At 47.2% G+C, this 18,984-nt stretch carries 19 protein-coding genes, 2 tRNA genes, 1 pseudogene and 1 riboswitch; of the genes and pseudogenes, 13 read left to right on the plus strand and 9 right to left on the minus strand.

Features of this window, described 5'->3' with window-relative positions:
- Nucleotides 1–47: 47 nt before the first annotated feature.
- Nucleotides 48–134, plus strand: a tRNA-Leu gene (locus tag ASG16_RS21405).
- A gap of 17 nt (nt 135–151) precedes the next feature.
- Nucleotides 152–227 (plus strand) — tRNA-His (locus tag ASG16_RS21410).
- A 79-nt stretch (nt 228–306) separates the two neighbouring features.
- Here ASG16_RS21410 and ASG16_RS21415 read toward each other — a convergent pair.
- The 3 genes and pseudogenes from ASG16_RS21415 to ASG16_RS21425 all read right to left on the minus strand — a co-directional run bounded on the left by ASG16_RS21415 (nt 307) and on the right by ASG16_RS21425 (nt 2,195).
- A pseudogene (locus ASG16_RS21415) lies at nt 307–665 on the minus strand (glyoxalase superfamily protein).
- 5 nt (nt 666–670) lie between these two features.
- Nucleotides 671–1,135 (minus strand): DinB family protein, encoded by a 465-nt coding sequence (locus tag ASG16_RS21420; RefSeq protein ID WP_056485849.1) that lies wholly within the window; start codon nt 1,133–1,135, stop codon nt 671–673.
- 151 nt (nt 1,136–1,286) lie between these two features.
- Nucleotides 1,287–2,195 carry an EamA family transporter gene (locus ASG16_RS21425; RefSeq protein ID WP_056485852.1) on the minus strand — a complete coding sequence of 303 codons (909 nt, stop codon included), beginning with the start codon at nt 2,193–2,195 and terminating at the stop codon, nt 1,287–1,289.
- A 288-nt stretch (nt 2,196–2,483) separates the two neighbouring features.
- On the opposite strand from ASG16_RS21425, the gene rarD reads away from it, so the two are divergent.
- A complete protein-coding gene (rarD, locus tag ASG16_RS21430; RefSeq protein ID WP_056485855.1) occupies nt 2,484–3,392 on the plus strand; it encodes an EamA family transporter RarD in 909 nt (302 codons plus the stop codon).
- A gap of 71 nt (nt 3,393–3,463) precedes the next feature.
- Here rarD and pdxK read toward each other — a convergent pair whose 3' ends face one another.
- Both pdxK and ASG16_RS30995 read right to left on the minus strand, forming a co-directional pair.
- Nucleotides 3,464–4,291: a pyridoxine/pyridoxal/pyridoxamine kinase gene (pdxK, locus tag ASG16_RS21435; RefSeq protein ID WP_007723175.1), complete on the minus strand. Its 828-nt coding sequence runs from the start codon at nt 4,289–4,291 to the stop codon at nt 3,464–3,466.
- Between the two features lie 170 nt (nt 4,292–4,461).
- Nucleotides 4,462–4,635 carry a hypothetical protein gene (locus ASG16_RS30995; protein ID WP_007723176.1) on the minus strand — a complete coding sequence of 58 codons (174 nt, stop codon included), beginning with the start codon at nt 4,633–4,635 and terminating at the stop codon, nt 4,462–4,464.
- A gap of 221 nt (nt 4,636–4,856) precedes the next feature.
- Here ASG16_RS30995 and ASG16_RS21440 point away from each other — a divergent pair, with 221 nt between their 5' ends.
- The 3 genes from ASG16_RS21440 to ASG16_RS21450 are packed head-to-tail and all read left to right on the plus strand — an operon-like array spanning nt 4,857 to nt 8,582.
- Nucleotides 4,857–5,558 (plus strand): ABC transporter ATP-binding protein, encoded by a 702-nt coding sequence (locus tag ASG16_RS21440; RefSeq protein WP_048033818.1) that lies wholly within the window; start codon nt 4,857–4,859, stop codon nt 5,556–5,558.
- Nucleotides 5,559–5,582: 24 nt separating this feature from the next.
- Nucleotides 5,583–7,040, plus strand: a complete 1,458-nt coding sequence (locus ASG16_RS21445) for an ABC transporter permease (RefSeq protein ID WP_056485858.1) — start codon at nt 5,583–5,585, stop codon at nt 7,038–7,040.
- A 24-nt stretch (nt 7,041–7,064) separates the two neighbouring features.
- On the plus strand, nt 7,065–8,582 hold the full coding sequence (locus tag ASG16_RS21450; RefSeq protein WP_056485861.1) for an efflux RND transporter periplasmic adaptor subunit: 1,518 nt from the start codon (nt 7,065–7,067) through the stop codon (nt 8,580–8,582).
- Between the two features lie 80 nt (nt 8,583–8,662).
- Here the strand turns inward: ASG16_RS21450 and ASG16_RS21455 are convergent, their stop codons facing one another.
- Together ASG16_RS21455 and ASG16_RS21460 are read right to left on the minus strand one after the other, a co-directional pair.
- The gene (locus ASG16_RS21455; RefSeq protein ID WP_056485864.1) at nt 8,663–9,337 is read right to left on the minus strand and encodes a hypothetical protein; all 675 of its coding nucleotides are present in this window, start codon (nt 9,335–9,337) and stop codon (nt 8,663–8,665) included.
- Nucleotides 9,334–10,134 carry a class I SAM-dependent methyltransferase gene (locus ASG16_RS21460; RefSeq protein WP_056485866.1) on the minus strand — a complete coding sequence of 267 codons (801 nt, stop codon included), beginning with the start codon at nt 10,132–10,134 and terminating at the stop codon, nt 9,334–9,336. The genes ASG16_RS21455 and ASG16_RS21460 overlap by 4 nt, the downstream gene beginning before the upstream one ends.
- Nucleotides 10,135–10,332: 198 nt before the next feature.
- Between ASG16_RS21460 and ASG16_RS21465 the strand changes: the two genes are divergently transcribed.
- Genes ASG16_RS21465 through ASG16_RS21475 form a run of 3 tightly spaced genes read left to right on the plus strand, consistent with a single transcriptional unit; the run spans nt 10,333 to nt 13,496 of the window.
- Entirely contained in the window at nt 10,333–12,375 is a 2,043-nt protein-coding gene (locus ASG16_RS21465) for a hypothetical protein (RefSeq protein WP_056485868.1), read from the plus strand.
- A gap of 58 nt (nt 12,376–12,433) precedes the next feature.
- Nucleotides 12,434–12,628, plus strand: a complete 195-nt coding sequence (locus tag ASG16_RS21470) for a hypothetical protein (RefSeq protein WP_241970810.1) — start codon at nt 12,434–12,436, stop codon at nt 12,626–12,628.
- A gap of 22 nt (nt 12,629–12,650) precedes the next feature.
- The gene (locus tag ASG16_RS21475) at nt 12,651–13,496 is read left to right on the plus strand and encodes an EcsC family protein (protein ID WP_198674253.1); all 846 of its coding nucleotides are present in this window, start codon (nt 12,651–12,653) and stop codon (nt 13,494–13,496) included.
- On the opposite strand, the gene ASG16_RS21480 is transcribed toward ASG16_RS21475, so the two are convergent.
- A complete protein-coding gene (locus ASG16_RS21480) occupies nt 13,471–14,019 on the minus strand; it encodes a GNAT family N-acetyltransferase (RefSeq protein WP_056485877.1) in 549 nt (182 codons plus the stop codon). The genes ASG16_RS21475 and ASG16_RS21480 overlap by 26 nt on opposite strands.
- A gap of 68 nt (nt 14,020–14,087) precedes the next feature.
- A complete protein-coding gene (locus tag ASG16_RS21485; RefSeq protein ID WP_056485880.1) occupies nt 14,088–14,528 on the minus strand; it encodes a flavodoxin in 441 nt (146 codons plus the stop codon).
- 139 nt (nt 14,529–14,667) lie between these two features.
- Nucleotides 14,668–14,857: riboswitch (Lysine riboswitch) on the plus strand.
- A 91-nt stretch (nt 14,858–14,948) separates the two neighbouring features.
- Between ASG16_RS21485 and dapD the strand changes: the two genes are divergently transcribed.
- The 4 genes from dapD to ASG16_RS21505 all read left to right on the plus strand — a co-directional run bounded on the left by dapD (nt 14,949) and on the right by ASG16_RS21505 (nt 18,898).
- On the plus strand, nt 14,949–15,659 hold the full coding sequence (gene dapD, locus ASG16_RS21490; RefSeq protein ID WP_007723196.1) for a 2,3,4,5-tetrahydropyridine-2,6-dicarboxylate N-acetyltransferase: 711 nt from the start codon (nt 14,949–14,951) through the stop codon (nt 15,657–15,659).
- A gap of 14 nt (nt 15,660–15,673) precedes the next feature.
- Nucleotides 15,674–16,888, plus strand: a complete 1,215-nt coding sequence (locus tag ASG16_RS21495; RefSeq protein WP_056485883.1) for an aspartate aminotransferase family protein — start codon at nt 15,674–15,676, stop codon at nt 16,886–16,888.
- Between the two features lie 3 nt (nt 16,889–16,891).
- Nucleotides 16,892–18,025, plus strand: coding sequence for an N-acetyldiaminopimelate deacetylase (locus tag ASG16_RS21500; RefSeq protein ID WP_056485886.1), 1,134 nt, complete (start codon nt 16,892–16,894; stop codon nt 18,023–18,025).
- Between the two features lie 273 nt (nt 18,026–18,298).
- On the plus strand, nt 18,299–18,898 hold the full coding sequence (locus ASG16_RS21505) for a hypothetical protein (RefSeq protein WP_048033807.1): 600 nt from the start codon (nt 18,299–18,301) through the stop codon (nt 18,896–18,898).
- Nucleotides 18,899–18,984: the final 86 nt, after the last annotated feature.

Consider the following 18,984-nt stretch of genomic DNA (forward strand, 5'->3'; position numbering starts at 1 on the left):
GCAGAGGGTCGGCGGTTCGATCCCGTCAGCCTCCACCATTTTTATATGCGGTCGTGGCGGAATTGGCAGACGCGCTAGATTCAGGTTCTAGTGGTGGCAACACCGTGGAGGTTCAAGTCCTCTCGACCGCACCAAGCAAACCTTATATATGGCGGTCGTGGCGAAGGGGTTAACGCACCGGATTGTGGCTCCGGCACTCGTGGGTTCAAGTCCCATCGATCGCCCCATATATGTTCAAATGTAAAATGAAATAGCCCAGCGGTGGCTCCTGTACAGGAACTCCGGCTGGGCTTTCTTAGTTTCCGTCTACGTATGATCAATAGGCTGATAAAAATGAAGGCGATTGCCAAAAGGATCGGTCACGCTCACTTCAAGCGTTCCCCACGGCGTCTCTTCTAGACCGGGACGAGCGTACATGTATTCTTGACGCAACAGTGACTGATGAAAAAGCTCAATGTTCTCTACCTGTACTCGAATCGCTGAGCCAGGACAAGCATCCCCATGATGTCAGACAGATGAAGCGTGCATGATGGTGAGGAAATTTGCATGTACAAAGGAAAGTGATCCTCGTAACGATGCTCCCAATCAATTTGAAACCCTAGAAACTCCACATAAAACTCTCTTGCCTTCTCAACGTCAAACATGCGAAAAATAGGTGTTATGATCTGATTCATTTGCCAAGAAACCTCCTGATTGTATTGAGGGAGGCGAGGTGCACCCCTTCGTGAAAAATCGTTCGGACAAGCACTTGTGCAATCGTATGCATGCCGGATTCCGTTGCGGGAAATTCTTCTTCTAATCGATCCTTGTAAGCAGCTTGTATCTTCTGAGGTTGTTCTTGTAATAACGTGACGAGCACTTCAAGATTCGGTGGCGGTGTATCCCAGTCAGCAGGTTTTGTCCCGAAGTTGAACCATTCGTTAAAGCCAAGGGGGATTGGGATCGTTTCTTTTGTAAGGTGAGCGATCCATAAATATTGATCGAGATAGATGTGCCCCAGATTCCACAAGATATTGTTGGAGAAACCATCGGGAATGATGTTCGCATCTTCATCCGTCAAACCAGCGATTGCTTTTAACGTCTCCTGTCGATAATCCTCTAGCTGCTGGAAGAGCACCCTGTGCCGCTTTTCCATACATTTTCCCCCTTTTGAGTGGCAGTCTTAGGAAATAGATTCGAGTCAGATAAGCTACTTCCTTCTAGTAAGAAGGGGTGTACCAACAAAAAAAGCGTGCAGAACCAGCTCATCTGCACGCTTTTTTGTATGCTGTGTATGGGAAACGGCGCTACATTCTTTCCTGCTCGAGGGCGTGAGAAGGAGAGAATAGTTTCCGCCATTTTACTTGCGGTACACAAATGGCAGCGAGGATCATGAATACGCCACCCCATTGAGGGAGAGAGACAGTCTCTTGAAGCACGAAACTCGACAAGAGCACAACTGTAGGTAGCTCGACTGCACTTAAAATGGTAGCCAGTCCATTTCCGATCCGCGGCACACCAACAGCCAAACAGAAGATCGGGATGACCGAACCGAAGATTGCAACCAAAAGACCGAGCGGCAGCAAACCTTGGAGAAGCTGACCATTTACCAGGAAAGTCGGTGGATAAACGATCGAGAGCATCAGGGCAGCCATACTAATCGAAATCGCGCTTCGCAAGTATGGATCCATTCCAGGGAGAATTCGTCCGCTGAAGAAAATAACCAAGGCAAAGGTCGCGCCCGACATCAGACCAAAGATCAGTCCGACCATGTCTACACTCTGAATGCCGCTTTCACCCAGTCCGCTTGCAAGAACCGTCCCGATCCCAAGCATAACGAGAGACACCCATTTTTCAGCGGTCGGCCATTTGCGATCCACAATTGCCTCCAGTAAGACGCCGATCCAGGTAAACTGAAAGAGGAGAACGATGGCGAGCGATGCAGAGACCCGGCTAACAGCCTGATGGTAAAAAAGACTGGTTGAGGCCATCATGAGGCTGGCTGGTGCCAAAAGTAACAAATACTTGAACGAAAACCGTTGCTTGGAGAAAAAGATAGCCATGATCGTCATGATCAAGCCGCCAAAAATCAATTGGCTTCCGCTCATTTCAAATGGAGTAAAGCCGAGTTGAAAAGCATGCTTCATGAAGATTGAGAGTACACCGTAGCTGCACGCACCGAGTAAAACTAAAAAGATAGATCGCCAGCATGTCATAAGTAAAAGTTCCTTTCGTATGACTAAACTCGGAAGAATAATGACTATTGTACTACAGGTATAAAAGTGGTACAATAAAATTTTTGTCCACTCTTTAATGTGCTACTAAGGAAATTAGCTAGCTGCATGCATTGGTAATATGGTAACGGATGAAAGTGTAGGGAACACCTTATTCTTCGTGAGAATACATAGCTGTTTTTTTGTATTTCCGTTACACTACTCCATAGAGAAGAAGTTCAAAAAGTTGTCTATAGAGAAAGAGAAGGCGAAACACATGGAGGAGCAAGGATGAGACAGGGGATACTTTACGCAATTGTGGCGTATTTGGCTTGGGGGTTACTCCCGCTCTATTGGAAGCTGTTTCAGGCAATGGGGGCATGGGAGATACTCGCTCATCGAATCGTCTGGTCGATTATTTTTGTCGCAATCATTATTCAGGTAACGAAACGCTGGCGCAGTATGTGGCGAGCGGTTACTGGCTTTAAAATGTTCGGAGCATTAGCGATATGTTCACTGCTAATCAGCGCAAACTGGCTCATTTTTATATGGGCAGTAAATAACGATCAAGTCATGCAAACGAGTCTTGGCTATTACATGAATCCTCTCATCACCGTACTGCTCGGAGTCATTTTCTTAAAAGAAAAAATGCATGCTGGGCAATGGCTCGCGCTTATACTTGCGGCTTTCGGAGTCATGTTCATCACCTTCCAGTACGGTGAGATTCCATGGGTCTCTCTATCACTTGCCCTGACCTTTGCTTTTTACAGCTTGGCGAAAAAGCTCGTCCGGATGGAGGCGATGATCGGACTAGCGTGGGAGACGCTGTTTGTGGCCCCTATTGCTTTCGGCTATCTGCTGATGCTACAGGTCAATGGGACGGATACGATGACATCCTTGGCATGGTGGCAACTTCTATTGCTGACGTTGGCGGGGGTAGCTACTGCCATGCCGCTCTACTGGTTCGCCCAAGCAACGACTAGACTCCCACTTTCCGTTGTGGGCTTCATTCAATACGTGGCGCCTACGATATCGCTCCTATCAGCTGTTTTCTTGTTTGGAGAGCCTTTCACCCAAACACATCTCATCAGCTTTGGATTCATCTGGTCTGCGCTCATCGTATTTACGGTGTCTTCCGTTCGCATGAAACGAAAAGCTACTCCAATCAATCCCGAAGTCGCTCTCAAAAAACAAGCGTGATCATAAGAAAACTCCTGACCTGCCGAGGAAGACTCGGATACGGTCAGGAGTTTTTGTTTACAAGGACGTAATTAGCAAATCGCTTCGCCGTGCTTTTTCATGCGGTACGCACCGTGATTAGTAGGTCCTACATATTTATTGAGAGCAAACGAGTGGCGAATCGCTTCGGTAATAAATTCTTTGGCAACCGCTACTGCGTTGTGTACAGAGCTTCCTTTTGCCAATTCGGCACAGATTGCAGCCGAGAACGTGCAACCAGCACCATGAGTAAAGCTCGTTTCAAAGCGTTCTGATTCCAATACCTCGATCGTTTTTCCGTCATAGAAAACATCTACGGCATTGCCGCTTTGAAGCTTGCTGCCGCCTTTTACAACGACATAAGAGGTGCCGAAGTCGTGAATGCGTTTTGCCGCTTCCTTCATGTCATCGACACTTTTCAGGGCGCCCATTTGGCTGAGAATACCAGCTTCGAACAGGTTAGGAGTCGCAACTGTTGCATGCGGGAGCAAGACTTCACGCAGGCTGACTGCAATTTCTGGATGGAGTGCTTCATCTGCACCCTTACAGATCATCACAGGGTCAACGACAACATTTTTCAAATCGTATTGTTTTATTTTACGGGTAGCGAGGTCAACCAGTTCAGTGGTTCCGAGCATCCCTGTTTTTACAGCATCTACGCCAATTCCTGCGAGTACGGTTTCGATTTGTTTTTCCAGGATCGCAACATCGATCGGAAACACTTCGTGAAACCATTCGTTGTGTGGATCTTGGGCGACGATAACGGTGAGGGCGGTCATCCCGAAAACACCAAGCTCCTGAAACGTTTTGAGGTCTGCTTGCTGACCAGCTCCGCCGCTGGTGTCGGAACCTGCAATGGTGAGTGCTTTCTTCATGGTCATTGTGATTATCTCCCTTTGTATACCGCTGCACAATCGAAGCGGATCTATACTGTCATGCACTGTAATGCCTCTCTCTATATTAAAGAGGAAGAAATCGGTGCTGTCAATAATATCCCCAAAATATAAAAACCGCCTCCCATAACGGGTAAGCGGTTTATGTATGTGTGCATTTATGCTTGAGAAGCAGCGTGGTGAAAAGAGAAGCTGATGGTAGTGGACATGGACTTGGAACGTTTGGTTGCAAGCTGTTTGGCTTGCTTTGCTGCCTCAAACATACTGGGTGCCTTGATGATTTCAACCCATCTGCGTGTTGCTGTTTCAAATAAAAAGCGATAGATAGTCATCTTCTTCGACCCTCCATGGTTTGTTGACATCTACATTGTAATACGATTTGGGCCGGAAAAGGTTACATGGCTGTTACATATTTTTGAAGAAAAGATGGTTATTCTGTAAATCGTAAAATGTTTCCGAAAGAAGCGTTACGTTTTGCGAAATGTTACGTCTTTAGTATGTGGTGTTTACGAAAACTTCCATTTTGAAAGAACGAATGAGGTGCGACAAACTTATGGTCAATTCAACAGGAGAGCTGACGGTGACAGGGGTCAATCACAGCTACGGAACGGGGAAAATCAAAGTGCCCGTGCTGTTTGATATCAACCTTCATATCAACAAGGGAGAATTCGTGGCTTTGTGTGGCTCGTCGGGGTCAGGCAAGTCTACGCTCTTGAACTTGCTTGCAGGTTTGACCAAGCCGGAGGAAGGGAGTGTCATGGTTAGCGGAGCACAGATTTCCAGCTACAGCGAAAACGAACTATGCATGTTTCGCCGTAAAAATATGGGATTTATCTTCCAGTCATACAATCTGCTCCCAAATCTGACAGCGTTGGAAAACGTAGAACTTCCCTTGATTTTTGCAGGCGAAAGCAAGAAAAAACGTCGGGCAAAAGCAACGGAAATCCTCCACCGCGTAGGGCTGGAAGGTCGTATCGACCACAGACCCAATGAGCTCAGTGGTGGACAGCAGCAGCGTGTCAGTATCGCGAGAGCGCTCGTCAATCAGCCTGGCATTATCTTGGCGGATGAGCCAACGGGGAACCTGGACTCGAAGACAGAACAAGAGATTCTCCTATTAATGAGAGAAATGAACAAGGAAAATGGGACTACGTTCATCATCGTTACCCATGAGCAGGAAGTAGCGGAACAGTCCGACCGCGTCATTTATCTCCAGGACGGACGGGTTGTACAAAAAAGGACAAGACCAGCGTAGGCGAGGTTATGAGGTGAACAAACAGTGAAGGTAATGGATTCTTTTCGCATCGTCTGGAGGAATCTGTGGCGAATGAAGCTACGGACAGCCCTTACGTCGGTTGGTGTCATGATCGGGACGGCTGCAATCGTCGCGATGATGGCACTAAGTTTAGGGCTTAAGGAAAGTGCGGTAAAAAGCTTGGAGAACTTCGGGAACTTGACAGAGATGGACGTCGAGCCATTGCGTTGGTACGAGGAAAATGGCGAATGGATTGATGTTCCAGAGGATAAGGTCAAGAAGCTGAATATGCAAGCGGTGCAGGAATTAAAAAAGATTCCTGGCATTCAGGCCGTTATGCCGATAAAAGAATTACGAGAGCAAGCGAAGCTTAAGGTAGGTAGGCGAGAAGGTTACGTACAGCTTATTGGGGTGGATGTGAATGAGTCGGCTGCCTATCGCAAAAATGACATTGAAAAAGGAAGCTATCTGACAGGGGCCCCACAAGAGATCGTGGTTGCTTTCGATGTATCCAGAGAATTGCGCGACGTAGAAAAGGAAAAGCGCGAGGAACGGCGAAGAAAGGCCGGAGCTGGACGGCATGAAATGTCTCAGATGCCACCTCCTGATATAGGGGGCGGAGAAGCACTGTCCTTCAATCTCGTAGACAGAGCAGGGACTCTCATCTTGTCACGCGAATATCGCATCGACGATGAACCGAAATACGAGAAAAAAGAACTGCGTGTGAAGGTTGTCGGTCAATTAAAGAAGTCTGAAGAACGTAACTCGTCAGCCGCGGTTTATGTACCGATTAACGTTGTGAAAGAGCTGAACGAGTGGGTCACGCGCAGTCGAGGTGACGAAGTCGAAGAGGGAGCATCGCGCCGTTCACGCGATAAAGCCAAAAAGGATACCTTTGAATTTGACAGAATTACAGTCAAGGTAGAATCTCGTGAAAAAGTCGAGGGTGTAGTCAAAGCGTTGAAGGAAAATGGCTTTGAAGTATGGTCGCCTGCACGTGAGCTGGAAACCATCAATAACTTCTTCTTCGTGATTCAGATGGTCCTCGGAGGAATTGCAGCAATCTCCTTGCTCGTTGCAACCATTGGAATCGTCAATACGATGATCATGTCGATATTAGAGCGAACCAAAGAGATTGGGATCATGAAAGTAATCGGAGCCACTGTGTTGAATATTCGCTGGCTGTTCTTAATGGAATCAGGCTTTATTGGATTAATTGGTGGACTAGCTGGTCTTGGCATGGCGTGGGGAGCGGTTGAGCTCGTGAATTACTTCGGTGCGTCTGGCGGTCTCTTAGATAGTCTGAACATGGGCTACGGCGGTGGTGATCCAGAGGCTGAGCCAACAAAATTGGCGGTCATTCCGAGCTGGCTGGCACTCTTTGCGATCGGCTTCTCCTTTATTATTGGGGTGTTGGCGGGAATCTTCCCGGCGATCCGTGCGTCTCGTTTAAGTGCGCTGCAAGCGATTCGATCTGAATAAGTGATGAAATGTGAGGAACGTAATATGAACAAGAAAAAATGGATCATTATCGCCACGGTCGTGGCCGTTCTTGGAGGGGGAAGCTATTACGGCTATTCGTACTTCAAGGGCGAAGAGGTTACAGAAGAAAAGCCAGAAGAAAAACCGAACTTCCCGACAGCGCTCGTGGAACGTGGTGACGTTAAGAAAACGATCAACTCAGCAGGTACAGTGGAAGCGAAGGCGCGTGAGGAAGTCAAGCCAGAGCTCAGCGGCAAGGTGCAACGTGTGCTAGTCAAGGAAGGGCAATCCGTGAAAAAAGGCGATGTCTTGTTCACGATAGACAGCTCGGATGCACAGTTGGAAATCCAAAAGCTGGAGCTGGACATTTTAAAGGCGAAAAAAGAGCTAAGTGAAATTAAACAAAAGAAAGACAAGATCACGGCTACTAAAGAAGGAAAAGTGGTTGAGGTCCTTGTGGAAGAAGGGCAAGATGTAAGACCGGAGCAGGTAGTAGTCAAGCTGGCTAATACCGACTATCTGAAAATTATTGGGCAATTTACCCCCTATGAGTCTGAAAGATTCAGTGTAGGTCAAAAAGTGAAGGTATTCATTCCGACTTCCATGTACTTTGTGGATGGTGTCGTAACGGAAGTGGACAGAATTGGCGAAAAGGTAGAAGGAGCGGGCGGTATTCATAATGTCGAGGTTTTGGTCAAGAAGCCTGGCGCCATCTACGTTGGGGACAAGGGTGAGGTACAGTATACGGATGATAAGGGCCTCTTATATGTAAGCCGAAATCAGAAAGAATTCCAATTGCCAGATGAAATAGAAATTTTGGCGGGTACTCACGGAAAAATTGGCAAGGTAGACGTGAAAAAGGACGATGTAGTCAAAGTAGGGCAACAACTGTTCAAGATGGATATGGAAGCGTCAGGTATGGAACTGCTGGAAAAAGAGCTCGCACTAAAATCGTCCTTATTGAACATGGAGCAGAAAAAGCGTGAAATTGCGAAGAACCAGGTAACAGCGCCAATTAGCGGTGTCATCACCAAGCTGGGTGTAAAAGAAGGTGAAACGCCTGGATCAGAGCCTGCCGCCATTATTATGGACACGACTTCTGTTTACTTTGTGGCAGCCGTTGGAGAGCTCGATATTCCCGAGATTAAAATCGGACAAAATGTCGATGTTTACGTGTATGCGTTTGGTACGGAGCCGTTTAAAGGCAAAGTCATAGAGCTTCCAAAAGAAGGAAAAAAAGAAGACAAGGAAGTTCGGTTCGCGGTAAAAGTGGAACTGCTAGACAAGGCTGATTTTAAGCATGGGATGACGGGAGATAACGATATTATCGTTGCCCAAGCACAAAATGTCCTGCGCTTGCCAAGCAATGCGGTTGAAATTCTGGGGCCAGGTCAAGGAACGGTTATGGTGAAAGATCCGAGCACCGGAGATCCAATGCCGAAAGACGTAGAAATCGGTATTGAAGGATATGATTTTATTGAAATCAAAGGCGGCTTGAATGAGGGAGAAGAGGTTCTGGTGACCAACTCCGAAGGCATGTAAAAGCCAATATAGCGACAGCCCCGTTGCCACTGGCCAAAGCCCTAAGCAAACGGGGCTGTTTTTTTACACGCATACGCCTTTCAACGATTTGAACGTAATCGTAACGTTGCGGACATTTGCGACGTCAAACTATGTAAAGGATGGGAGATTGTACAGCCGTTTTCCTTTGCAAACTGATCAGCAACAGGTGCCATGGAGAGCTGTGCCACTGCAATAGCTCGGTCTGGAAGCGTATGGTGGAGCTGATACAGAGCGTCTTTAATCGCTTCTCTGTACGCTTCCTGCTTGTTTTCCATGAGCAGGGCAAAAGCATTTTCGACGATGGTTACTTGTACCTCCGGATGTAGGTTGTGGGAATGGGCGTGTTGCGCGAGACGCTCCATCGTAGGTCGAACAGTAGCGGGATTGGAGAACAGCAGAATTTGTGGCTCCGTATATCGTGCAAGCTCATGAAAAAATGGGCCATCGATTGTGAAGATGGGGACAGTGGCAGTTGCCTCATCCTCTGGTGTTACTAGTGCGGCATACTGCGTACAAGTGATTACAATTGCATCGACCGCGCAGCTCTGCATCCAGCTTAGTTGCTCACGTAATTTGGCATGCGATTGTTCCTTGGTATGGATAGGGGTTCCCGCGTTTTGCAGGAGTAAAGCTGGATCAACAAAATGAATGAGCTCTACGTCAAAGGCTGCGAACGCATCTGATAAGAGCGAAATATTCGAATAATGTCCATGGAGACAGGCAATACGAGTCATCGTGCAGCACCCCCGTGTAGTGTATCACTCTCTGATTTCTTATGGGCAAGGACGCGAATACGCTTGTAATCGAGCACCCAGTGACCCTCTTGAAACAGCGCAGGACGCAGGAAGTCAGTGACTTCCCTACAGACTTGCTGGATTTCATCTGCCGACAGTCCCGCAAAAAAAGGACTGCAAAAAGAATTCAGCCAATGCGAAAGCCCCAGGTCCCCATCAGACATGACTGTCGGACGGTCAAAATGGGAGGCAAGTACGACGTGGAAGCCTTGCTTCTCCAAAAGAGTCGTGTACTCTCCAATGCTGGGAAAATACCAAGGTGAGCACTCATCAGCAGATATTCCTTTTCGCGCCAATACAGTTCGTAATGCCTTTGTGATTTGTCCGCAATTGCCGTGTCCTCCAAATTCGGCAACAAAGCGTCCGCCGGGAGCAAGAGCCAACCAAATGGTTTCAACGACTTCGGCAGGACGTTTCATCCAGTGGAGTGCGGCATTGGAAAAGACAGCGTCGTAACGGACATGTGTACGATACGTATGCGCATCGGCTACTTCAAAGGCAAACTGTGGATATTTTTGGCGAGCAGCCTCAATCATGGCGGCAGAAAAATCGATTCCTGTCACATTTGCTCCTGCAAGTGATAGTTGAGCACACAGGTCGCCTGTTCCACAGCCTAAGTCAAGAATGCTTTCTCCAGGAGCCGGCTGTAGCCAGTCCACTAACTCTTTGCCGTATTCAGAAACGAAATTCATTTTGGCGTCGTATAGCCCGGCATTCCATTGATTGGTTCGAATCATCTGTATCCCTCCCTTTCTTCCTTTTTACCGACTTAAAAGACATAAGTCAAATCTATATAAATTATTAAATGGATAGTTTTTAACTATATCCAGTTTAGGAAAAAGCGTGCGAACATAAAGGATATAACACGGTTATTGTCGAATAAAATCAGTTGTTTCCATGCAAATACGTAAGACGAAAAAGTAGGAGGGCAGTTCGTGAAAAAATGGGTTGTAAAAGCACTACTTGTGTGTTTGGCAACTGGTACCTTTTTGTCAGGTGTGTCAGTACCGCCAGCCATGGGAGCCGGGGCAACAGCATCAATGAAAAAAAACAGCCAAGTATCTAAGCCAATCCGGAAGCAGCCTGTTCACGATATGGTTATCTTTAACGATTATCAGGTTGCGGGACTGGATTCAAAAGGTTGGAACTGGGTGAAGAATGATGAGTTTATTCTACCTCCGGAGACACCACTCGATATTGACGTGATACAGACTACATATGGAAATGGAACAAACCTAAGTCGAAAGCAAGTATATTTGGATGGTGTAGAATTAACGGAGTTTCAAATGGAGCAAAGCTCAAATCAAGCAGTGTTCAAATGGCAGGTACCGCGCTTCACAATTCCCTCAACGAAATTGTCTGCTGGCTCTCATACGTTGACCTTTGTAGTGACTGATGCCAATGCAAAGAGCAGTACGTTACACGTGAATTTTCAGGTAGAAGCACAAAATTATCCACGTATTTATAAGGGAGAAAAAGCAGAGGGAGAGCCTTTGGCGACAGGCGGGCAGATGACCATTTTCGGAAATATGGGGTCAACTGATTTTAACAGTTCTGTACCTGGTACGTGGAAGCTAACAAACAAGTCTACGAACCAAGAAATGAGATCTGTTCCTGCTACTGTGTTTTCAACAGGTACCTTGTTGACTGGTCAATACCAACTCCTTTTTCTACCTGATGATACCTCCATGTCGCCTTGGACTACGACGGTTCAGATTGGCATGGCGGAGCTTTATATGGGTACAGATGCGAGTGGTCAAAAACTGGCACCGGATCAGACTATTACTGCCCCGGAGTCATCAGGTAAGATTTCCTTGTATTCGGCATACCCAGGTCGATGGTCGGTGAACGGAACTGGACAAACGTTGACGAATGCGCAACATTTTGAAGTGGATATCCCGATGATGCTGGCGGGTATGACGATTTCTGTCACTTTTGAGCCAGATTCCAAGGAAAACAAAACGGATTCCTTATGGGGAGGTTCTACGTCGACTACGATTCACATACAAATTCCAGGTGCACCCAATGCTTGTGGTCCCACAAGCGGAGACGTCACGATGGATGTGTTGATGCAGCCAAACGAAAAATCGACACTCATGGTCGAGAAAGCAAACGTGTATTCATCAGACAATACAGTAAAGCTCTATCAAAACCCGGTTCATGTGATATGGCTGACTACAGCAGCAGAGCATATCGAATTCGGTAGTGAAGCTGATGACGAGGAAGGACCAGGAGTATGGGCAGTCGATAACGTCGTGGTCGATAGTGATAAATTGAATTGGGATCATACAGGCTTGTTACTGTCTGGCTATAAGCCAGGGCGTTACAAGGTAAACTATTACAGCAAAAGAGACCCTGCCAAGACATGGTGTGGTTACATACAGGTCATTGAGGATACGCCACCAATCCCAGCGTCCCAAAGTTGTGATCCAGGTGATTCAGGTATGGCTCCACCACAGGCGCCGATGTTCATGAGAGGAAAAGAGGGCAAGGAATTTCGAGATGGAGATCTTGTAACTGTGGAATCTGATAGCGATCTTGCTGAATTGGAAAACCTACAACTCATCTCGACGTATGCAGAGCGGACTGGGACGAAGAAAGTTAGAGAGAGCAGGAAGGCTTCCGCTTACCATATGCCCAAGTATGAGTGGAAATATGGAGAGAACGCCATCGGTGCTAGACAAGAGCATAGCAGTGCTACGATATCCTCAGAAAATCGGATCGAGATTTACTACGAAGGAAAAGAAATCACTGCCATTAAGCCTTCCAATCGAGATGGTGACACTGGTAACGGACTGGAATCACTTGATATCAGCAAGTATATTGATCGGCAGCAGCCCGGTAAATACGAGATCAAAATAACCAACATCCTTAGCAACAAGGCTTGCAAACTCGTTACAAGACAAAAAAGATCAGTCAAAAAAACAGACGTTGATGAGCGAAAAGAAACGATCACATTTACAGTCGAAGTGAAATAACGATTGACCCCCTTGCATTTTGGCATGGGGGTTTTCGACTACAAGGGGAGGAAGTCCTGTGACAAATGAACAGAAGGCGATCCTGGAAAAGTTCGGGTTTCGGATCGAAGGAGAGGAAGTGAAACATTTGAAGCTGGGAATCGTAAGAAATAAAAAAGAATTCGTCTGTCACGCCTCATCGGAAGCGTTGCAGGACTACATTAAGTCCATCTTGCGCAACCAATGTCAGTGGAGGCGAGGAGAATCTGAGTGAGCAGCCAGGGAGGTTATTGGGTTTGAGGGAGTCCAGGGAGACATTAGTTACGGCATTACGTGAAGTGGAGGCTTGGGAGAAGGATCAGAACGACTTGTGGTTCTGGGAAAAGCTTGGCAGACTTCCTTTTGTTCTGTTGGATCGGATTACGCCTGCATTCGTTCAAGAGAAGCTGGGAAAAGCCGTAGATGAAATGGCAGCTTTTCTTGAGACAGGTGGAACTTATTTGGTGCAGGATGAACCGATTTACAAGCGGTTTGGTAAACGGTTAGAGGGACAAGGCACATCTGTTATTGGCAAGGAGGAGATTGCCGCTGTACCGCTTACGATGATGAATGATGTCGCCATGGAGCTAAAGGATTCACGAGCGAATTTTGCCACGGTACAAGGTGCGACGACTGGCTTCGGAGGGATTTTTACCCTCGCGATCGATATCCCGTTATTAATGGGGACATCCCTAAAAGTATTACAAGAGATGGCTCTTGCCTATGGCTATCGACCTGAAGAGAAGAGGGAGCGGTTGTTCGTCGTCAAATGCTTGCAGTTTGCTTCCTCCGACATCGTAGGGAAAAAAGCGATACTCGCTGAGCTCTCTCGCTTTGATGATCCAAATGCACAGAGAGAGGTAATGGCGCAATTGCAGGGATGGCGTGAAGTCGTGGTAACGTACACAGAAAACTTTGGGTGGAAAAAGTTATTTCAAATGGTGCCCATTGCTGGTATTTTGTTCGGGGCGTATTTGAACCGCTCAACCGTACAGGATGTCGCCGAAGCGGGGATGATGCTGTACCGCAAACGGCGCATCCTGGAGCGGCTGCGTGAGAGCGAAAAGAGCGAGGAAATTACGGAGACCACTCCTCAACAGTAAGAGCGTAGAGGAGATGATCCTCCCATTCACCGTTAATTTGCAAATAGCGTAACGAAAGTCCTTCCTGGCGAAAACGGTTTTTTTCCAGGACGCGAATGGAAGCTTGGTTGCGAGGCATGACAGCAGCTTGTACCCTGTGTAGTTTAGCATCAGAAAATGCAAAATGAAGGGCGAGATTTACTGCGGATGTCGTATAACCTTTGCCATTGCATGACTGATCCATAAAGTAGCCAATCGTTGCATTTTGCCACGCGCCCCGCGCGACATTCGATAACGCTACACGTCCTATCATCTTTTTGGCTTCTCGGCTGAATACGCCGAAAGCATAGGCTGTGCCACGTTCAAAATCATTCTGTGCTTGTGAAATCTGTTCTTGCTGTCCTGGGAGGGTCAGAAAGGAAGAGGGGCGGATCGGTTCAAATGGTTGGAGAAAGTCATGATTACGCAGCCGAAGCTCTAGGAGCTCGGCTGCGTCTTGTTGTTGGAGAGGCCGTAAGAGAATCTCGTCCGTATGTAGTGTCATGAGATCAATCCTCCTTAAAAAGTTGGATTGATAGTATAGCATGTGCCAGAGTATTTGGGAAACATCAATTAGCCGAGCAATTCAGCAAACGATACCCCAAATGCTTTGCAAGCTTCCACTTCTTTTGCAGTAGGAGAAAGCTCGATTTTCAAACCTTCCAGAGGAGTTTCCGCACCACGCTCGCTCGCCTTTTTCAGCAAAATATCAACAGCTGCACCGACATGCTCGTAAGCGGAGTCGCAAGAGCCAAAAGCAACGACCTTTTTCCCGCTGAGGTCAATATCGTCCATTTCCTCATAAAAATCCAGGCATTCGTCTGGCAATTCGCCATCGCCCCATGTGTAGGCACCAAGCAAGATTCCGTCGTAAGCTTCTAGTTCTTTTGCGTTCGCATCCATTACTTCTTTTATCTCCAGCTCAGCACCAGTTGAACGAATACCTTCTGCAATTGCTTCAGCAATTTCCTGAGTATTCCCTGTCATGCTCGCGTATACCATCAAAATGCTCATAAAACGTAAAACCTCCATTTAGATAATGAGTATCATTCTCAGTAATAAAATAATGAAAATGAGAATCGTTGTCAATAACTTTTTTCTTATTGCCACGTTTCATTGATTTTGGTAGAGTTAAATAAAATTATAATAATGTACTCTAAATAGAGGTGCGCCGAAGAAGAGTAAGTCTTTTCGCAATCTGCCAGGGGGCAGGAGAAGGAAGAAAGGCTAAAGCGCCGAAGCTTATGCTATGCCCCTACGTAGCACAGGCTGGGGTGTCTCATGAAAAATGAACATCCTGTCACAAGGGACCTCAAGTCTTTTTGTGGAGCGCTATTTATGATTTGCTTATGTAGTATCAAGAGCAATGAGATAGCGAATGCACTCATTGCTTTTTTTGATTTACCATGCTGTTATTTTGAGGAGGATGTAACTATGAACATGATGGATGCTAACGAAATTATCGCGTTTATTCAAAAAAGCGAAAAGAAAACACCGGTGAAGGTATATGTGAAAGGGAACCTGGAGGGAATCGACTTCGGTGCGAGCTCCAAAGCCTTCATTACTGGTCCTACTGGTGTTGTTTTTGGTGAGTGGAAAGAGATTGAGCCAGTGCTTGCTGCTAACGCAGACAAAATTGAAGATTATGTAGTAGAAAGCGACCGCCGCAACTCCGCTATTCCATTGCTGGATACCAAAGGGATTCAAGCGCGTATTGAGCCAGGCGCAATTATTCGTGACCAAGTGACAATCGGTAACAATGCGGTCATCATGATGGGTGCTTCCATTAACATCGGTGCAGTGATCGGTGAAGGTACGATGATCGACATGAATGTTGTAGTAGGTGGACGTGGAACCATCGGGAAAAACTGCCACATCGGCGCGGGATCGGTTATTGCGGGCGTTATCGAGCCGCCATCTGCACAGCCAGTTGTTGTCGAGGATGATGTTGTCATCGGAGCAAATGCTGTCATTCTGGAAGGTGTACGCGTAGGAAAAGGTGCTGTGGTTGCAGCGGGTGCTGTCGTGATTGAAGATGTACCTCCATACGTAGTAGTTGCGGGAACGCCTGCACGCGTGATCAAGCAAATCGATGAAAAAACTCGTTCCAAGACAGAGATCAAGCAGGAGCTACGTCAACTGTAAGGGAGAGAGTGCACATGGACTGGCGTTCGCTCGATAAACAATATATCGTCTCCTCTTACAAAAGACTTCCGATTGCCATAGAAAAAGGCGAAGGAAATTACTTGTACGATACGAACGGGAAGAGCTATCTCGACTTGTTTACCGGACTCGCGGTAAACGTTCTGGGGCATTCTCATCCGCGAATTGTACAGGCTCTGCGTGAGCAGGGAGAGCGCTTCTTGCATATTTCCAATGTATTTCTAAACAAGCCGGCTATTCGTTTGGCTGAGCGTTTGGTTGGGAACAGCATTAGTGGAAAAGTGTTTTTCACCAACTCTGGTGCAGAGGCTACAGAGTCTGCGATCAAGCTGATTCACAAATGGACGAAAAACGAGGGGGCAGGCCGTGAAGGCATCGTTGTCTTACGCAACAGCTTTCACGGGCGAACACTCGGAGCAGTGCGTTTGACGAGGCAGGCTCACGTCTATCAAGACTTTCCTCAACCGGCTTTTCCAGTGTATGAACTGGATGTGGAGGATACGGAAGGATTGCGAGCGATTTGCCAGGAAGCAAAGCCCGCTGCGGTCCTTATGGAGCCAGTCTTGGGTTCCGGCGGTGTCGTGCCATTAACGGAAGCGTTCTTGCGAGAGGTAGCTGCGATCTGTGAACAAGAAGGTATGCTCTTTGTCATGGACGAGATCCAGACTGGAATGGGCAGAACAGGAAAGCTGTTTGCTTATGAGCATGCAGGCGTAACGCCAGACCTGATCCTTTTCGCCAAAGGCATAGGGGGAGGGCTTCCACTCGGCGGTGTCATCGCTGGTCCAAAGCTGATGAACCAGTTCAAACCGGGGGATCACGGAACGACGTTTGCACCATCACCACTGTCTGCTGCCCTGGGGAATGTCGTGTTGGACGAATTGCTTAATCCAGCCTTCATCGCTCACGTAGAAGAAGTGATTGCGTACCTGTGGTCGGGCTTGGAAGCGTTGCGAACGCGTCTTCCAGATCAGCTGCAATCCCTTCGCGGAAAAGGCTTAATGGTTGGAATTCCGCTCTCTTCCACCCCGGAGGAGGTAAGTCACTTGCAGCAAGCATTGCTTGACAAAGGAATTCTCGTTGACGTGACACAGAAAACCATTGTTCGTCTGCTTCCACCTCTGACGTTGACAAAAGCTGATGTGGACCGTTTCCTTGCTGTGTTTGAGGAACAATTAACAGCAAGAACAGGCACGAAAAAGGAGGCGTAGGCCATGACGACTTCCTTGTTTACACAAATTCGCCGAGACCTGCACCAAATACCGGAGCCAGGCTTCGCTGAAGTGAAGACGCAACAATACTTGCTCGACTATTTGAAAAAGCTGCCCCAAGAGCGAATCGAGATCAAAACGTGGCGGACAGGCATATTGGTCAAGCTGGCGGGAACAAAGCCAAAACGATTCATTGCCTGGCGGACGGATATGGATGGCCTACCGATTATAGAGGAAACGTCCTATCCGTTTCGCTCGCTTCATGAAGGGTACATGCATGCTTGCGGGCATGATATGCATATGGCAATTGCACTTGGCCTCCTGACGCATTTTACCGAGCATCCGATAGCAGATGATTTGCTGTTCCTCTTCCAGCCGGCAGAAGAAGGTCCTGGCGGTGCTGAGCCGATGATGGAAAGTGAAGAGTTTGCAGGATGGCGACCGGACTGCATTTTTGCCCTGCATATTGCGCCAGAATATCCAGTTGGTCATATTGCGACGAAGCCAGGAATCTTGTTTGCCAACACGTCTGAGTTGTACATTGACTTGGTAGGCAAAGGGGGGCATGCGGCCTTCCCGCACAAGGCGAACGACATGGTGGTTGCAGGAAGCCATCTTGTGACACAGCTTCAATCGATTATTTCGCGTAATATGGACCCATTGGATTCTGCCGTCGTTACGATTGGAAAGCTGGAGAGCGGGACGAAGCAGAACATCATCGCAGAGAAGTCCAGGCTAGAAGGGACCATCCGAACCTTTTCAATGGAATCGATGGCAATCGTCAAGAGCCGCATTGAATCTCTCGTAAAGGGAGTGGAAATAGGCTTTGATTGCCAGGCAACGATTGACTACGGGGTTGGCTACTGCCAGGTTTACAACGAGGAGCAGCTAACGACAGACTTCATGCAATGGGTACAGGAACAATGTGAAGATGTAACTCTCATCACCTGCAAAGAAGCCATGACTGGAGAAGACTTCGGTTACTTTTTGAAAGAAATTCCCGGCTTTTTGTTCTGGCTGGGAGTGCAAACGCCATATGGCTTGCACCATTCCAAATTGGAGCCGAACGAAGATGCGATCGAGGTTGCCGTTCGACTGGTCTCTCGGTATTTTACATGGCTTTCGCAACAGGAGTAGCAGGTGTCAGGAGCAAAAAAAGAGTGGCTGGAAAGCCGCTCTTTTTTCTGTGTCATTCCCAACCGTATTCTCGTCAAGAGTAAGGAGTAGTTACTAACATCTCTGTGCATAAGTCTTTCTTCCTAAGATTTTTGTGCTTGTGGATAATGTGGATATTGTTGAAAAAACTTATCAGGGCAGCACAACTATTTCCTTTTCCAAACGTATAAACTAGGGAGAAGAAATTCCGGAAAAACAAGCGCTGCCGCGCACACATACAGGAGGATTATTGACATGAAAAAAGCATGGTTATCGGCCTTGTTGGCGTTGACTGTAGCAGCAGGGGTGGGGAGCACTACTGCGCTGGGAGAGGGTGCGATGCGCGTATTTTTCGGCGCGGAAACCGTAGCGAGTGAAATGCCAGCATCCAAGGCCGAATCGGTAGAATCAATAGTGAACAAGCTTGGTGGTTTTGCTGATTACGATCAGCAATCTGGCAAATTGCAAGTGATTAAGCCAAACGTAAATATTATTGTGGTCGAAGGAATTCAGCAGACCCGCAATAAAAATGTCGTTTTTAGCAACCCTGTCAAAGGATACAGCGACAAAAATGTGCCTCGTACGTTTAACGTGTTCGTAGAGGTTGATGACGCGCCTGTAGCCAAAGACTTGCGCATGCAACTCGTGTTGGTCGGACCGGACGGCAAAGAAGTGTCTAAAGGGAAAGAATGGAAATACTCCACTCAAAATGCAAACAGCTTCTATTTTTCTGAGCCTTTTGTATCTACAAAACTCGAAGCATACGGCACTTATAAAGTACAAGTTCAAATGAAATCCGAGAAATTTACTTCTTATGTAACCGTGGGTGAAAATACATTTACAGTTGGGCGTTAAAAATTATGGCTTGGATGCGTTTCCACTTCGCATGTCCCCGTGCTATAATATAGGGAAAAGCCAATATGATTGGTGATAGCAAGTAC

It is taken from the genome of Brevibacillus sp. Leaf182, from assembly GCF_001423865.2.
Taxonomy (GTDB): domain Bacteria; phylum Bacillota; class Bacilli; order Brevibacillales; family Brevibacillaceae; genus Brevibacillus; species Brevibacillus brevis_C.

Coding starts and splice junctions, on each gene's coding strand:
- ASG16_RS21420 (WP_056485849.1), bottom strand. CDS start 1,135: ATGGAAAAGCGGCACAGGGTGCTCTTCCAGCAGCTAGAGGATTATCGA.
- ASG16_RS21425 (WP_056485852.1), bottom strand. CDS start 2,195: ATGACATGCTGGCGATCTATCTTTTTAGTTTTACTCGGTGCGTGCAGC.
- rarD (WP_056485855.1), top strand. CDS start 2,484: ATGAGACAGGGGATACTTTACGCAATTGTGGCGTATTTGGCTTGGGGG.
- pdxK (WP_007723175.1), bottom strand. CDS start 4,291: ATGACCATGAAGAAAGCACTCACCATTGCAGGTTCCGACACCAGCGGC.
- ASG16_RS30995 (WP_007723176.1), bottom strand. CDS start 4,635: ATGACTATCTATCGCTTTTTATTTGAAACAGCAACACGCAGATGGGTT.
- ASG16_RS21440 (WP_048033818.1), top strand. CDS start 4,857: ATGGTCAATTCAACAGGAGAGCTGACGGTGACAGGGGTCAATCACAGC.
- ASG16_RS21450 (WP_056485861.1), top strand. CDS start 7,065: ATGAACAAGAAAAAATGGATCATTATCGCCACGGTCGTGGCCGTTCTT.
- ASG16_RS21455 (WP_056485864.1), bottom strand. CDS start 9,337: ATGACTCGTATTGCCTGTCTCCATGGACATTATTCGAATATTTCGCTC.
- ASG16_RS21460 (WP_056485866.1), bottom strand. CDS start 10,134: ATGATTCGAACCAATCAATGGAATGCCGGGCTATACGACGCCAAAATG.
- ASG16_RS21480 (WP_056485877.1), bottom strand. CDS start 14,019: ATGACACTACATACGGACGAGATTCTCTTACGGCCTCTCCAACAACAA.
- ASG16_RS21485 (WP_056485880.1), bottom strand. CDS start 14,528: ATGAGCATTTTGATGGTATACGCGAGCATGACAGGGAATACTCAGGAA.
- dapD (WP_007723196.1), top strand. CDS start 14,949: ATGAACATGATGGATGCTAACGAAATTATCGCGTTTATTCAAAAAAGC.
- ASG16_RS21495 (WP_056485883.1), top strand. CDS start 15,674: ATGGACTGGCGTTCGCTCGATAAACAATATATCGTCTCCTCTTACAAA.
- ASG16_RS21500 (WP_056485886.1), top strand. CDS start 16,892: ATGACGACTTCCTTGTTTACACAAATTCGCCGAGACCTGCACCAAATA.
- ASG16_RS21505 (WP_048033807.1), top strand. CDS start 18,299: ATGAAAAAAGCATGGTTATCGGCCTTGTTGGCGTTGACTGTAGCAGCA.